The sequence below is a fragment of the Pseudomonas sp. 1D4 genome (genome assembly GCF_001728925.1).
Taxonomy (GTDB): domain Bacteria; phylum Pseudomonadota; class Gammaproteobacteria; order Pseudomonadales; family Pseudomonadaceae; genus Metapseudomonas; species Metapseudomonas otitidis.
On record NZ_LXJQ01000033.1, the window covers coordinates 1 to 13,027 of the forward strand.

13 protein-coding genes and 3 tRNA genes are annotated in these 13,027 nt (G+C 66.9%); 2 read left to right on the forward strand and 14 right to left on the reverse strand.

Annotation, left to right across the window (positions count from 1 at the left end; translation table 11 throughout):
* Positions 1-43: 43 nt before the first annotated feature.
* The 12 genes from A7D27_RS16925 to gspE form a co-directional block, all read right to left on the reverse strand.
* A tRNA-Asp gene (locus A7D27_RS16925) sits at positions 44-120 on the reverse strand.
* Positions 121-224: 104 nt separating this feature from the next.
* Positions 225-301: transfer RNA gene (locus A7D27_RS16930), tRNA-Asp, on the reverse strand.
* 37 nt (positions 302-338) lie between these two features.
* Positions 339-414, reverse strand: a tRNA-Val gene (locus tag A7D27_RS16935).
* Positions 415-552: 138 nt separating this feature from the next.
* Positions 553-1,068: a type II secretion system protein M gene (locus A7D27_RS16940; protein WP_069562928.1), complete on the reverse strand. Its 516-nt coding sequence runs from the start codon at positions 1,066-1,068 to the stop codon at positions 553-555.
* 2 nt (positions 1,069-1,070) lie between these two features.
* Complete coding sequence (gspL, locus tag A7D27_RS16945; protein ID WP_069562929.1) at positions 1,071-2,213, reverse strand: type II secretion system protein GspL; 1,143 nt, start codon at positions 2,211-2,213, stop codon at positions 1,071-1,073.
* Positions 2,210-3,184: a type II secretion system minor pseudopilin GspK gene (gspK, locus tag A7D27_RS16950; RefSeq protein WP_069565513.1), complete on the reverse strand. Its 975-nt coding sequence runs from the start codon at positions 3,182-3,184 to the stop codon at positions 2,210-2,212. The genes gspL and gspK overlap by 4 nt, the downstream gene beginning before the upstream one ends.
* Complete coding sequence (gspJ, locus tag A7D27_RS16955) at positions 3,181-3,864, reverse strand: type II secretion system minor pseudopilin GspJ (protein WP_069565514.1); 684 nt, start codon at positions 3,862-3,864, stop codon at positions 3,181-3,183. The genes gspK and gspJ overlap by 4 nt, the downstream gene beginning before the upstream one ends.
* Positions 3,861-4,250 (reverse strand): type II secretion system minor pseudopilin GspI, encoded by a 390-nt coding sequence (gene gspI / locus A7D27_RS16960; protein ID WP_069562932.1) that lies wholly within the window; start codon positions 4,248-4,250, stop codon positions 3,861-3,863. The genes gspJ and gspI overlap by 4 nt, the downstream gene beginning before the upstream one ends.
* The gene (gene gspH / locus A7D27_RS16965) at positions 4,247-4,792 is read right to left on the reverse strand and encodes a type II secretion system minor pseudopilin GspH (RefSeq protein ID WP_069565515.1); all 546 of its coding nucleotides are present in this window, start codon (positions 4,790-4,792) and stop codon (positions 4,247-4,249) included. Before gspH ends, gspI begins: the two co-directional genes overlap by 4 nt.
* Positions 4,792-5,178 carry a type II secretion system major pseudopilin GspG gene (gspG, locus tag A7D27_RS16970; protein ID WP_044408614.1) on the reverse strand — a complete coding sequence of 129 codons (387 nt, stop codon included), beginning with the start codon at positions 5,176-5,178 and terminating at the stop codon, positions 4,792-4,794. The genes gspH and gspG overlap by 1 nt, the downstream gene beginning before the upstream one ends.
* 49 nt (positions 5,179-5,227) lie before the next feature.
* Complete coding sequence (gene xcpS / locus A7D27_RS16975) at positions 5,228-6,445, reverse strand: GspF family T2SS innner membrane protein variant XcpS (RefSeq protein WP_069562934.1); 1,218 nt, start codon at positions 6,443-6,445, stop codon at positions 5,228-5,230.
* Entirely contained in the window at positions 6,446-7,933 is a 1,488-nt protein-coding gene (gspE, locus tag A7D27_RS16980; RefSeq protein ID WP_083265664.1) for a type II secretion system ATPase GspE, read from the reverse strand.
* Positions 7,934-8,273: 340 nt separating this feature from the next.
* On the opposite strand from gspE, the gene A7D27_RS16985 reads away from it, so the two are divergent.
* Together A7D27_RS16985 and gspD are read left to right on the forward strand one after the other, a co-directional pair.
* Complete coding sequence (locus A7D27_RS16985) at positions 8,274-8,843, forward strand: type II secretion system protein N (protein ID WP_083265672.1); 570 nt, start codon at positions 8,274-8,276, stop codon at positions 8,841-8,843.
* 4 nt (positions 8,844-8,847) lie between these two features.
* Entirely contained in the window at positions 8,848-10,782 is a 1,935-nt protein-coding gene (gspD, locus tag A7D27_RS16990) for a type II secretion system secretin GspD (RefSeq protein WP_069565516.1), read from the forward strand.
* Positions 10,783-10,982: 200 nt separating this feature from the next.
* Here gspD and A7D27_RS16995 read toward each other — a convergent pair whose 3' ends face one another.
* Entirely contained in the window at positions 10,983-11,759 is a 777-nt protein-coding gene (locus A7D27_RS16995; RefSeq protein ID WP_139131220.1) for an SDR family oxidoreductase, read from the reverse strand.
* A complete protein-coding gene (locus tag A7D27_RS17000) occupies positions 11,759-12,970 on the reverse strand; it encodes an O-succinylhomoserine sulfhydrylase (protein ID WP_069565517.1) in 1,212 nt (403 codons plus the stop codon). Before A7D27_RS17000 ends, A7D27_RS16995 begins: the two co-directional genes overlap by 1 nt.
* Positions 12,971-13,027: the final 57 nt, after the last annotated feature.

Below are 13,027 nucleotides of genomic sequence, written 5' to 3' on the forward strand. Positions count from 1 at the left end.
AAAAAAAAGCCCCCAGGTATTTCTACCTGAGGGCTTTTGTATATGGCGCAGCGGACGGGACTCGAACCCGCGACCCCCGGCGTGACAGGCCGGTATTCTAACCGACTGAACTACCGCTGCGCGTCGGTTTGGACTTGCGTCCGGTGAAGCTTTGCTTTGGAGCGTCTGGCGCTTGCCTTTCGGCTTTCGCCTCATCCCGGGCATGACCCTGGATGGGAAATAAGTGGCGCAGCGGACGGGACTCGAACCCGCGACCCCCGGCGTGACAGGCCGGTATTCTAACCGACTGAACTACCGCTGCGCGTCGGCCGGACTTTCGTCCGAAGTATCACAAGGAGTGGTGGGTGATGACGGGATCGAACCGCCGACCCTCTGCTTGTAAGGCAGATGCTCTCCCGGCTGAGCTAATCACCCATCGCCTTGCGAGGCGCGCAATTTACGCAGAGGGCTCACCTAAGTCAACACCCTGCTTGAAGTTTTTTTCATTGAGGCGATTTTTCGAGGGGTGAAGGAAAGCCCTCGCGACCGCCCTTTCACCCTCAGGCGGAGCACTCAGTTACCGACCCTCAATGTCAGCCGGGCAGCAACGCGTCCCTCTTCCGCACGATCAAGGCCTGCTTCCTCGATGCGCACGCCCTGGGCCTCCAGCGCCACGAACCAACGCAGCAGTTGGGGGAAGGCGGTGGGCTGCAGGCTGACCTGTACCTGGCCGGGTGCGTCGCTGTCCATGCGCTCCACCGAAAGGCCCTGTTCTGCGGCACTGGCGGTGACCAGCCCCTGCAGGCGTTCGGGTTCGACGCTGGCCTGGGGCCGCTCGACGCCGGCCCGCGCCTGGGGCGCCTGGGCCTGCATGTAGAGGTTCAGCGCACGTTGCTGCTCGAAATACCGACGCGCCTCCAGCATCCCGTTGTGGGCTGGACGCCAGAGGGCGAGGTACAGCAGGACCAGCGCCAGAAAGCCGCCCAGCGCCGCCAAGGCCAGCCGGTCACGGGGCGGCAGGGCTTGCCAGCGAGTTGCCGCGCTGGAGGTCTGCCAGTGGGTATGCAAACGATCCCTGAGAGTGGCCATGCTCATCCTCCGATCACCAATCGTGCGCTTACGCCGTCACCTTCACGGCTGGCAGAGCCCATCTGCACGGCCAGCCCGGCACCGATCAGGCGCTCGCGCAGCCGCTCGAGCGCGTCAAACCCAGGCGCCTGCACCTGCAGGGCCAGGTCGCCACGTGTCTCGCTGAAATCCAGTTGCTGAATGCGCACCACGGCGCCGTCCTCCAGCAAAGCCCCGGAGGCCTGCCCGAGGGTTTCCAGCAACTTGCCTTGCCCGGGGCGGCTGCCCTCGGCCAGGTGCTGGTCGAACTGCGCCCGCAGGTTCACCAGCCGGGTGTCCTGGGGGAACAGCTCGCGGTAAAACGCCTCGTTGGCCTGGGCATAGGCATTCCCCTGGTGCCGCAAGTGCCAGCCCTGAGCCAGGTAGAAGCCGCACTGCAGGATGGCCCACAGCCCCACGAGCCCCAACGCCGGCCGCCACAATGCCCACTGCCGGTTGGGCTGGCGGACTTCGAACTCGCCTTGCGCCAGCTCGGTGCCTTGCCAGCGGGCCAGGTCGACATGGCTGTCCTGCACGCCCTCCCAGCGTTCGATACCCTCCAGGCTGCGCCGGTCAGCGCTCGCCTGACCGATCCACGGGTGCGAACAGGCTTCACGCAGCATCGACCAGTCCTCGTCCTGCACGCTGAGGCGGGAAACACCCTCGCCGCCCAACAGCCAGCGGCCGTCCAGCCAGAACAGCCGGGTGCCTTCCAGCGGCAGCAGGTCCGCGTCCACCTGCAGGCTGCTCGGTGCTGCGCCGCTCGCCGTTGCCAGGTCGATCCATGACGTCAGCCACGCCTGGCGCACGGCAAGCACCCGGTGGCGACCGTCCTCCAGGGGCTCCCCAACGGCCAGATGCAGGCCGTCCACATCTTCGGCCAGCAGCTCCTCCACTGCGAACGGCAGGGCCTGGCGCAACCAGCGTGCCTTCTGCGTCGGCAGGCGCACGGCGCAGGCGGTCACCGCCTCCACGGGCAGCACCAGCCGCCAGTTGCTGCCTGCGGCCGCCACGGCATCGGCAAACGGCAGTCGCCGCACCTCGCCCCCACTGACCAGTCGTACCTCCAGGTCACCCATCACCCACTGCAGGGCCTGGGGCGGGAGGAACACGCTCGTCTGAATCATTGTTTGTCCTGCTCCTTGTTGAGGGTGAGCGGCACTCCGCCCTGTCCCAGATCGCGTGCCAACACCCGTACCCGACCGTCATTGCTGCGCTGCAGGGTGCTCACCAGCACCTGCCGGCGGTCGCCCAGACGGACTTCGCTGATCACGCGGAAATATTCACTGCCCACCGCCAGGCCCTGGGCTTCGAGACCGAGGCCCGCCAAAACAGGCTGACCGAGGAAGGCGTCCACTGTCTTGAACCCTTCGCGGCCGCGGGTCGCCACCAGGGATTCGGCCACGGAGGGGCTGAGGGTATCGCCCAGGCTGGAGAGCACCAGAGCCCCGGCGGTGTTGACATTGAGGGTGGCGTCGCTGGGCAGAGCGGTGACGAAGGGCAGCAGGCGACGATAGTCGGCCTCTGTCATGCCGGCCAGCAGACGCAATTCGGATACATCCGCCATCACGCGGTTGGCTGCGCGGTAAGGCGGCTGATTCAGCAGGTACTGGTTGTCTTCGGCGCCATTGGCACCGGTCGGTTCCTGGTCCTTGTCCAGCCAGTCCACCAGGCGATCGCCGTAGGGCGCCTCGATGCCCAGGCGCAGCAACAGGCGGCGGAACTGCTTGAGCCCCTGCTCGTTCACCCGCCCCTGGCGCACCACGCCATTGAGGTTGAAGCGTGCAGTGGCGTCCTCGATGCGCACCACCAGTTCACCGCCGTCGTCCAGCGGGAAGCTGGTCAGCGGACGCGCCCAGGCTTCACCCGGGTGGTCCACCGGGGTGCGCGGGTCGCCGGCGCGCAGGTCGCGAACCAGGATCGCCCGGGCCAGCGCCTCACCCCCCAGGGCGTACTGCAACGCCTGGCGGGTATGCAACTGGTTGGCACTGGAGCGAATGGCCAGCTCCTGGCGGGCGATGAGCCCGGCACAAACGACCGTCACCACAGCCACCACCAGCAGCACGGTGATCAGGGCCACGCCCCGTTGCGCTCTCATTGGGTACCCTCCTCGGGAAGCGGTGTTTCCGAGTTGGGGTCGTTGCTGTTGGGTCCCGGCTTGCGCTCCTGCGGCTCGTCCACCAACCGCAGGACACGACGCAGCTCGCCGTAGCGGCGGTGCTCCAGGGTCACTTCGACGGCCTTCGGTACTTTCTCCAGGCGCTTGCTGTCGCTTTCGCCGTCCGGCGGCCAGGCCTCCAGCCAGTTGTCGTCCTTGTCCAGATAACGCAGGCGCAGCCGCGTGACACCATCCAGCGCCTCCTGGACCCGGGCCTGGCTGTCCTGAGCCTGATCGAGCACCGTCCAGTAGCGGCGTTCGAGTTTTTCCCCGGAGAGCTGCCAGCGCACCCGCTGCAGGCCTGAGCGCAGCGCGCCCATGGGATTGCGCCAACCGCTGCGGGTGAACTCGAAGCTGTCGTTGTCGGCGCGCTCGCCCAGCAGCGCACTGCGCCATTCGCCGTTGGGGTCGCGCACGGGGCGCACCACCACCTGCTGCAGGTCACGCTCCAGTGCGGCCATGGCACGCACCAGCTCGCGCAGTTGCTGCTCCTGCACGCGGGTGGCGCGGTCAGTGGCCAGCACGCTGTCGAGCATGCGGTAGGTGCCCAGGGCCAGCAGCGCGAAGATGGCGATGGCGATCAGCAGTTCCAACAGGGTGAAGCCACGCTGGCGGGTCATGGCGTGGTCTCGATGAAGCCGACCAAGCGGGCGGCAGCGCGCTCTTCGAGCTTGCCGCGCTCGCTGCGCTCGGGCCGCTGGGCCACCCACAGGGTGACCCGGCGCAGGGCGGGGTCGGAGGTGGCCTCTACCTGGCTCTGCCATTCCCAGCGCCGGCCGGCCATCTGCACCTCACCCTGGTCACGACCTTCCGCAGGAGGCGTGCGGCTCAGTTGCATCTCGGTGAGACGGTTATCGGCCACCCACATGGCCAGGGTCTTGTCTTCCAGGCGGGCGGCATTGCGCAGGCTGCGGCCACTGGCCGTCAGCACCGAGGCGGCGACCACGGCGAAGATCGCCAGGGCCACCAGCACTTCCAGCAGGGTGAAGCCGCGCAGCGCTTTCATCCCGCGCGTCCACGCACGACCGGCTCGACCCGAGGCAGGCGGAAGCCATCGCTGCTCACTTGCAGACGAATACCGTCCTTGCTGCGCTCGCCCATCTCCAGGCGGAACGGGCTGAGCTCACCGCTGGAGAGAATCAGCAGTTGCGGCGCCCGAGCATTCGGGTTGCCCTTCTTCTCATCCCCATCGGCAGCACTGCCCGGCAGCACCAGGGCATCGCCTTCCAGTTCGAGCTTCATCTCCGCCCAGGCGGGCAAGGTGTGGGGCTGCTTCCCCACTGGCTCCCAGCGGGCCTTGGCCTCGTCGAAGCGCAGCACCTGATAGCGGTCGCTTTCCAGGCGCAGGCCGTACTCACGGTTGTCCAGCACGGCCTCGTCCACCAGCACGCCGATGAGACCGGCCAGGCGTTCGGCTTCGTTGTTCAGTTCGCGCGAGGGCCCGGCAATGCCAGTGCTGAAGACCGCCAGCCCGACCAGGCAGCCGATGATCACCAGGACCACCAGCAGCTCGATCAGGGTGAAGCCGCGGGCCCCGCGCGCGCCCATCAGTTGTCCCAGTTACCGATGTCGGCATCGGCGTCGGTACCGCCTTCCTTGCCGTCGGCGCCAAAGGAGTACAGGTCATACGGGCCCTTGGTGCCCGGCGCCAGGTACTGGTAGGGGTTGCCCCACGGGTCGACCGGCAGACGCTTGAGGTAGCCGTCCTTGTTCCAGTTCTTCGGCTGCGGGTTGCCGCTGGGCTTCTTCACCAGCGCCTCCAGCCCCTGCTGGGTGCTGGGGTAGGCGAAGTTGTCCAGCTTGTACATGTCCAGGGCGGCGCCGACGGCCTTGATGTCGCCCTTGGCGACGGTGATCTTGGCCTGGTCCGGGCGGTTCATCACCTGGGGCACCACCAGCGCGGCGAGGATGCCGAGGATGACCACCACCACCATGATTTCGATGAGGGTGAAGCCCCTCTGTAGACGGCTCGATTTCACGCGTTTACCCCACGAGTTGGTTGAGAGAAAGGATGGGCAGGAGAATAGCCAGGACGATGACCAATACCACGGCGCCCATGAACACCAGCATGAAGGGCTCGAACAGCCCCACCAGCAGCGCGATCTGCGCGGCCAGGTCGCTTTCCTGGTTGCGGGCAGTGCGGGCCAGCATCTGGTCCAGCTCGCCGGAACGTTCGCCACTGGCCACCATGTGCAGCATCATCGGCGGGAACTGGCCGGTCTGCTCCAGGGCGCGGGTCAGGCTGCCGCCTTCACGGACCTTCTGCGCCGCCAGCACCACCTCGGCGCGGATCACCCGGTTGGCGATGACTTCGGCGGCAATGCCGAGGGCCTCCACCAGCGGCACGCCGCTCTGGGTGAGAATCGCCAGGGTGGAGGCGAAGCGCGCGGTGTCGGTGGCACGCACCAGGCGCCCCACCAGCGGTATCCGCAGCAGGATGCCATGCCAGCGCTGGCGCGCTGCCTCCTGGCGCAGCGCCAGACGGATCGCGGTGATGCCGGCCACCGCCAACAAGACGGCCAGCCAACCCCAGTGCTTGACCAGGTCGCTGAGGGCGATCAGGCCACGGGTGAGCAGCGGCAGGGTCTGCCCGGAATCGATGAACACCCGAACCACATCCGGCACCACGAAGCCCAGCAGGAAACCGACGATGCCGAGGGAGGCGCACATCAGGATCACCGGGTAGAGCAGGGCCAGCTGGATCTTCTGCCGCGACTGCTGACGTTGCTCGGTGTAGTCCGCCAGTTGCTCCAGCACCGGGCCGAGGTGGCCAGCGTGCTCGCCCGCCGAAACGGTGGCGCGGTAGAGCTCGGGGAAGGCAGCAGGAAACTCGCGCAGGCTGCCGGCCAGGCTGTGACCCTCCAGTACCTTGGCGCGCACCGCCAACAGCATCGACTGGATGCGCGAAGAGGTGGACTGAGCCGCCGCAGCGCGTAGCGCCTCCTCGATGGGCAGCGCCGCCTGCACCAGGGTCGCCAGTTGGCGGGTCACCAGGGCCAGGTCACGGGCGGACAGCCCCCGGGCGAAGCCGAAACGTTGGCCGCCGACGGCCTGCTCGCGGGTGCGGGTGGCCTTGACCTCCAGCGGCGCCAATTGCCGCTCGCGCAGCAGTTGGCGGACCTGGCGGGCACTGTCGGCCTCCAGCACGCCCTTCTGCTGGCGCCCGCGGGCGTCCAGGGCGATGTATTCGAAGGCAGCCATTTACTCCTCCCGGGTGACGCGGAGGACTTCTTCCACGGTCGTCACGCCTTCCAGCACCTTGCGCTTGCCGTCGTCACGGATGCTCGGGCCGAAGCGACGGGCGTGGCGGGTCATTTCCTGCTCGGAAGCGGCATTGTGGATCAGGCTGCGCATGTGGTCGTCGAACACCACCAGCTCGTAGATGCCGGTTCGCCCACGGTAACCCTGCTGGTGGCACTCACTGCACCCGCGCGCGTGATAAAGGGTGGCCGGCTGAGCCGGATCGACGCCCAGCAACTGGCATTCCGCCGCGTCGGCCTGGTAGGCCTCCTTGCAGTGGGGGCAGAGCACCCGCACCAGGCGTTGAGCCAGCACACCCAGCAGCGAAGACGACAGCAGGAAGGGCTCGACACCCATGTCCACCAGGCGGGTGATGGCACCGATGGCGCTGTTGGTGTGCAGGGTCGAGAGCACCAGATGGCCGGTGAGTGAGGCCTGTACGGCGATCTCGGCGGTCTCGTGGTCGCGGATCTCACCCACCATCACCACGTCCGGGTCCTGACGGAGGATGGCCCGCAGGCCCCGTGCGAAGGTCATATCCACCTTGGGATTGACCTGGGTCTGGCCGATGCCTTCCAGGTGGTACTCGATGGGGTCCTCGACCGTGAGGATGTTGCGGGTGCGGTCGTTGAGGGTGGTGAGGCTGGCGTAGAGGGTGGTGGTCTTGCCCGAGCCGGTGGGGCCCGTGACCAGCAAGATGCCGTGGGGCTTACGCACGGTCTCCTCCATCAGCGCGCGGTCCCGCGCACTCATGCCCAGGTGCTGCAGCGTGAGGCGCCCGGCCTGCTTGTCCAGCAATCGCAGCACCACCCGCTCGCCGTTGGCCGAAGGCAGCGTGGAGACGCGAATGTCCACCTCGCGGCCGGCCACCCGCAGGGAAATGCGGCCGTCCTGGGGAATGCGCTTCTCGGCGATGTCGAGCTTGGCCATGACCTTGATTCGCGACACCAGCAACGTCGCCAGCTCGCGCTTGGGCTCCAGCACTTCACGCAGGATGCCGTCGACGCGGAAGCGCACCACGAGGCGCTTCTCGAAGGTCTCCAGGTGGATGTCCGAGGCGTTCTCACGGATCGCTTCGCCGAGGATGGCGTTGATCAGGCGGATGATCGGTGCATCGTCCTCCTGCTCCATCAGGTCGGTGGTCTCGGGCATCTGCTCGGCCAGCGCGGCCAGGTCCAGGCTGCCGCCCAGGTCCTCGGCCAACTGCATGGTGGCGGACGAATCGTGTTGATAGGCCTGGGCCAGGGCCTGGTCGAAGGCCTCGGGGGCAAGCGCTCGGAACGGCAGGCTGCGCCCGACGAAGCGTCGGGCCTCGGCCAGGGCCACCAGCTCGGCACCCTGGCGATGGGCCAGGCAGGGTTCGGCGCCATCCTGAAGGAAGACACCGTGGCGCTTGGCGAAACCGAATGGCAGGCGCCGTAGCGGCGCGTCCAGCGAAGAGGAATTCATCCGTGTCATGCCTTAATGAAATCACCCCGGAATCGTCTAGCACGGGGTCTGACGGTTGTTCGGCGAATCCCTGCCGAATTCTTTTCGTTGTGCTGCCGGATGCACGGCAAGTCGTAAAAAAACGGCGCTATCTTTAGCACATCGTCGCCGGTCGTACATCTTCCGGACGCTTGCAGCGTGATCCATTCGTGCTGCTATGATCAACGCACTTTTTCCCCGACATACCCCCACAATCACCACTGACTCGCCTCGCGGAGACTCTCTTTTGCACGTTCCAGGTGCCCGATATCGCTTGCAGGAAAAGGCCCCCGTCGTCGTCGGGGTGGCGCTGATCGCAGCGATGAGCCTAAGCCTCGCCTGGCAGACTGCCGACTGGATCCGCCTGCTGCGCACCCCCTCCCCTACCGGTAGCGATACCCCGCAGATGGCGGCAGTTCCGCCCAGCCTGGACCGTCTGGAAAGGCTGTTCGGCCCCGTCCGCATCCAGCAGGAGGGACCGCCGCCGGCAACCAACCTGCGCCTGGTCCTGCTGGGCAGTTTCATCAACGCCGACCCGGCACGTTCCAGTGCCATCATCCGCGCGGACGACAGCAAGCCGAGGCGGATACTGGCAGGCGAGTCGATCAGCGACGGCGTACGCTTGCACGCTGTCTACCGCGACCGGGTGGAGATCGAACGGGGAGGCCGCCTGGAGACCCTGACCTTTCCCCACACCCGCACCACCCGTGCATCCGTTTCGCCGGTGATGGACGCAGCGCCCGCCGATGGAGCGATCGAGGCACTCGAAGGCCTTCAGGACGAGAATGCCGCCGAGCTGCGTGAGCGCATGGAAGCCCTCAGAAAACAGATGGAAGAATCCGGTGGCCTGCCCCTGGACTCACCGCCCGAACAGCCCATGGAAAGCGAATGAATCAATGCCCACAGCCCTCTCGCGCCTGAGTATTGCCGTACTGGTCGCCGGACTCGCGACCGCCCCGCTCCCCGTTTTCGCTGCCGAACCCGTGTCCGCCTCCAGCAGCAGCCAGCAGGACAGCTGGACGATCAACCTCAAGGACGCGGACATCCGCGAGTTCGTCGACCAGGTGGCCGACATCACTGGGCAGACCTTCATCGTCGACCCGCGAGTGAAGGGCCAGGTGAGCGTGGTATCCAAGGCGCCACTGAGCCTGTCCGAGGTCTACCAGCTGTTCCTCTCGGTGATGGCCACCCATGGCTTCACCGTCATCACCCAGGGTGACCAGGCGCGTATCATCCCCAACGCCGAGGCCAAGGCCGAAGCCGGCAACGGCCCGCAAGCGCCGGATACGCTGGAAACCCGGGTCATCCAGGTCCAGCACGCCTCGGTCACCGAGCTGATCCCGCTGATCCGCCCGCTGGTGCCGCAATACGGCCACCTGGCGGCGGTGACCTCAGCCAACGCACTGATCATCAGCGACCGCGCCGCCAACATCGCCCGCATCGAAGACCTGATGCGCCAGCTGGACCAGAAGGGCGACCGCGACTACACCGTGCTCAACCTGCAGAACGCCTGGGTGATGGACGCTGCCGAGGTGCTCAACAACGCCGTCACCCGGGGCCAGGCCAAGGGCACCAACGCCGCCCAGGTGATCGCCGATTCCCGTACCAACCGCCTGATCATCGTCGGCCCGCCTTCGGCCCGGGCCAAGCTGGTGTCCCTGGCGCAGTCCCTCGACACACCCACCGCGCGCTCGGCCAATACCCGAGTGATCCGCCTGCGCCACAACGATGCCAAGTCCCTGGCGACCACCCTCGGCGAGATTTCCGAGGGCCTCAAATCCCCTGAAGGCACCGAGCAGAAGGGCAAGCCACAGAACATCCTCATCCGCGCCGACGAGAGCCTCAATGCCCTGGTGCTGCTGGCCGAGCCGGACACGGTGAATGCACTGGAAGACATCGTCCGCCAGTTGGACGTGCCCCGCGCCCAGGTGATGGTGGAAGCCGCCATCGTGGAAATCTCCGGCGACATCAGCGACGCCCTCGGCGTGCAGTGGGCCGTGGATGCCCGCGGCCGTACCGGTGGCCTGGGCGGCGTGAACTTCGGCAACACCGGCCTGTCGGTGGGGACCGTGCTCAAGGCCATTCAGGACGACAAGGTCCCGGACGCGCTGCCGGATGGCGCCATCATCGGTATCGGGACCGACCATTTCGGCGCCCTGGTCACCGCACTGTCGGCCAACAGCAAGAGCAACCTGCTGTCCACGCCCAGCCTGCTGACCCTGGACAACCAGAAGGCGGAGATCCTGGTGGGCCAGAACGTGCCGTTCCAGACCGGCTCCTACACCACCGATTCGTCCGGAGCCAACAATCCCTTCACGACCATCGAACGCAAGGACATTGGCGTGACCCTCAAGGTCACTCCGCACATCAACGAAGGCGCCACCCTGCGCCTGGAGATCGAGCAGGAAATCTCCTCCATCGCCCCTAGCGCAGCGGTCACCGCCAAGGCCGTCGACCTGGTCACCAACAAGCGCTCGATCAAGAGCACCATCCTCGCCGAGGACGGCCAGGTGATCGTGCTCGGCGGCCTGATCCAGGACGACATCACCAGCACTGACTCCAAGGTGCCGCTGCTGGGCGACATTCCCCTGCTCGGCCGGCTGTTCCGCTCCACCAAGGACAGTCATATAAAGCGCAACCTGATGGTGTTCCTGCGGCCTACCGTGGTGCGCGACCGTGCCGGCCTGGCGGCGCTGTCGGGCAAGAAGTACAGCGACATCCGCGTGCTCGGCGACCCGGGCCCGCAACGCAGCCGCCCGAGCATCCTGCCGGCCGAACCTGTGCAACTGTTCGACGGCCAGGGCACCCCGGCCATCGACCTGCGCCCCTGAAACGCAAACGGGCGGTGACGCGCCAGCGCCACCGCCCGTTCAGGCCCCTCCCCGACCTCAGGGCACCTCTAAAAACTACCTGCGTTGTCATCGCAGCGTTAAAAGCAGGCTCAAAATGCTCATTTACCGCACGTAAACTGCGCTTTTTCGCCTGCTTTCGCCTTGCGCTGACCGCCTCGCCTACGTTTTTAGAGCCCCCCTCAGTCGAGGTAGACCATTTTGCGGGTCATCCCGCCGTCGACGCGGTAGTCCTGACCGGTGACGAACGCCGCCTGGTCGGACAGCAGCCAGGCCACCAACGGTGCCACATCCTCCACCAGCCCGACCCGGCCCACCGGGTGCTGGTCGTGATCCAGCTCGGTGAGCGGCACGGCTTCGCGCTCGGCACGGTCACGGCTATCGATCCAGCCTGGGCTGACCGCATTCACCCGTACATCCGGCCCCAGGCTTATGGCCAGGGCATGGGTCAGCGCCACCAGGCCCCCCTTGCTCGCGGCATAGGCCTCGGTATCCGGCTCGGACTGGTGGGCACGGGTGGAGGCGATGTTGACGATCGCTCCCTTGTGGGCCCGCAGGTACGGCGCGCAGTACTTGGCCAGCAGCATGGGCCCGGTGAGGTTGATCGCCAGGGTGCGGTTCCAGGCCGACAGCTCAAGACTTTCCAGCGGTGCGCCGTGGGGGTCGGCAACGGCGGCATTGCACACCAGGGCATCCAGCCGGCCGAACTGGCCGAGGACCTCGGCGATGCCCACCGCCACTTGGCTCTCATGGGCCACATCCATGCCGACGAACCAGGCGTTGGGTCCCAGCGCCTTGGCGACCTTGGACCCCCGAACCCGGTCGATATCGGACAACACCACTTGCCAGCCTTCAGCCAGCAGCCAGGCCGCTACGCCCAGTCCGATGCCACGGGCCGCGCCGGTGACCAGCGCGACCTTGCCGTTGTTGGCGAGGCAGGTTTCGACACGCCACTCCATCACAGAACCGCCAGGCCTCGCGCCAGATCCGCCTGGATGTCGGCCACGTCTTCAAGGCCCACCGCCACGCGGATGAGGTTGTCGGCGATGCCGGCATTGGCCCGCTCCTGGGGCGACAGCCGCCCGTGGGAGGTGGTGGCCGGGTGGGCGATGGTGGTCTTGGTGTCTCCCAGGTTGGTAGTGATGGAGATCATCCGGGTGGCATCGATGAAGCGCCACGCCGCCTCCTTGCCGCCCTTCACCTCGAAGCTGACCACGGCGCCGAAGGCCTTCTGCTGGCGCTTGGCGAGCTCATGCTGGGGATGGCTTTCCAGGCCGGCGTAGTGCACACGCTCGATGCCCGGCTGGGTTTCCAGCCAGCGCGCCAGCTCCAGCGCGCTCGCGCTGTGGGCCTGCATACGCACGCGCAGGGTTTCCAGGCCCTTGAGCATCACCCAGGCGTTGAAGGGGCTGAGGGTCGGGCCGGCGGTCCGCAGGAAGCCCACCACCTCCTTCATGTGCTCAGCTCGCCCGACCACTACGCCCCCCATGGCGCGGCCCTGGCCGTCGATGTACTTGGTGGCCGAGTGCATGACGATGTCCGCTCCCAGCTTCAGCGGCTGCTGCAAGGCCGGGGTGCAGAAGCAGTTGTCCACCACCAGCAGGGCGCCCTTGGCGTGGGCGATTTCGGCCAGGGCGGTGATGTCCACCAGCTCGGCCAGGGGATTGGACGGCGACTCGACGAACAGCAGGCGGGTGTTGGGCTTGATCGCCGCTTCCCAGCCGGCCAGGTCCGAAAGCGCCGGGTAGTCCACCTGCACGCCGAAGCGCTTGAGGTACTTCTCGAACAGGCTGATGGTGGAGCCGAACACGCTGCGCGAGACCAGCACGTGGTCACCGGCACTGCACAGGCTCATGGCGATGGCGAGGATGGCGGACATGCCGGAGGCGGTGGCCACGGCCTGCTCGGCACCTTCCAGGGCAGCGATGCGCTCCTCGAAGGCGCGCACGGTGGGGTTGGTGTAGCGCGAGTAGACGTTGCCCGGTACCTCACCGGCGAAGCGCGCGGCGGCGTCGGCGGCGGTGCGGAACACGTAGCTGGAGGTGAGGAACATGGCCTCGCCGTGCTCGCCCTCCGGCGAGCGGCGCTGGCCGGCACGCACGGCGAGGGTGTCAAAGGAGGCGCCTTCGAGGTCACTGTCCAGCCTTCCGGCTTCCCATTCTTGCGTCATAACCCTATCTCTCCAGAAACGAAGCCCGGAGCGGGTCCGGGCTGCGGGGTGTCACGG

Bases quoted from the DNA above. Each gene is read 5' to 3' on its own strand.
- gspH (WP_069565515.1), bottom strand. From the start codon at position 4,792: ATGGGCGCGCGCGGGGCCCGCGGCTTCACCCTGATCGAGCTGCTGGTG.
- A7D27_RS16985 (WP_083265672.1), top strand. From the start codon at position 8,274: ATGAGCCTAAGCCTCGCCTGGCAGACTGCCGACTGGATCCGCCTGCTG.
- A7D27_RS16995 (WP_139131220.1), bottom strand. From the start codon at position 11,759: ATGGAGTGGCGTGTCGAAACCTGCCTCGCCAACAACGGCAAGGTCGCG.
- gspD (WP_069565516.1), top strand. From the start codon at position 8,848: ATGCCCACAGCCCTCTCGCGCCTGAGTATTGCCGTACTGGTCGCCGGA.
- gspJ (WP_069565514.1), bottom strand. From the start codon at position 3,864: ATGACCCGCCAGCGTGGCTTCACCCTGTTGGAACTGCTGATCGCCATC.
- xcpS (WP_069562934.1), bottom strand. From the start codon at position 6,445: ATGGCTGCCTTCGAATACATCGCCCTGGACGCCCGCGGGCGCCAGCAG.
- gspI (WP_069562932.1), bottom strand. From the start codon at position 4,250: ATGAAAGCGCTGCGCGGCTTCACCCTGCTGGAAGTGCTGGTGGCCCTG.
- A7D27_RS16940 (WP_069562928.1), bottom strand. From the start codon at position 1,068: ATGGCCACTCTCAGGGATCGTTTGCATACCCACTGGCAGACCTCCAGC.
- gspE (WP_083265664.1), bottom strand. From the start codon at position 7,933: ATGAATTCCTCTTCGCTGGACGCGCCGCTACGGCGCCTGCCATTCGGT.
- gspK (WP_069565513.1), bottom strand. From the start codon at position 3,184: ATGAGAGCGCAACGGGGCGTGGCCCTGATCACCGTGCTGCTGGTGGTG.
- gspG (WP_044408614.1), bottom strand. From the start codon at position 5,178: ATGGTGGTGGTGGTCATCCTCGGCATCCTCGCCGCGCTGGTGGTGCCC.
- gspL (WP_069562929.1), bottom strand. From the start codon at position 2,213: ATGATTCAGACGAGCGTGTTCCTCCCGCCCCAGGCCCTGCAGTGGGTG.
- A7D27_RS17000 (WP_069565517.1), bottom strand. From the start codon at position 12,970: ATGACGCAAGAATGGGAAGCCGGAAGGCTGGACAGTGACCTCGAAGGC.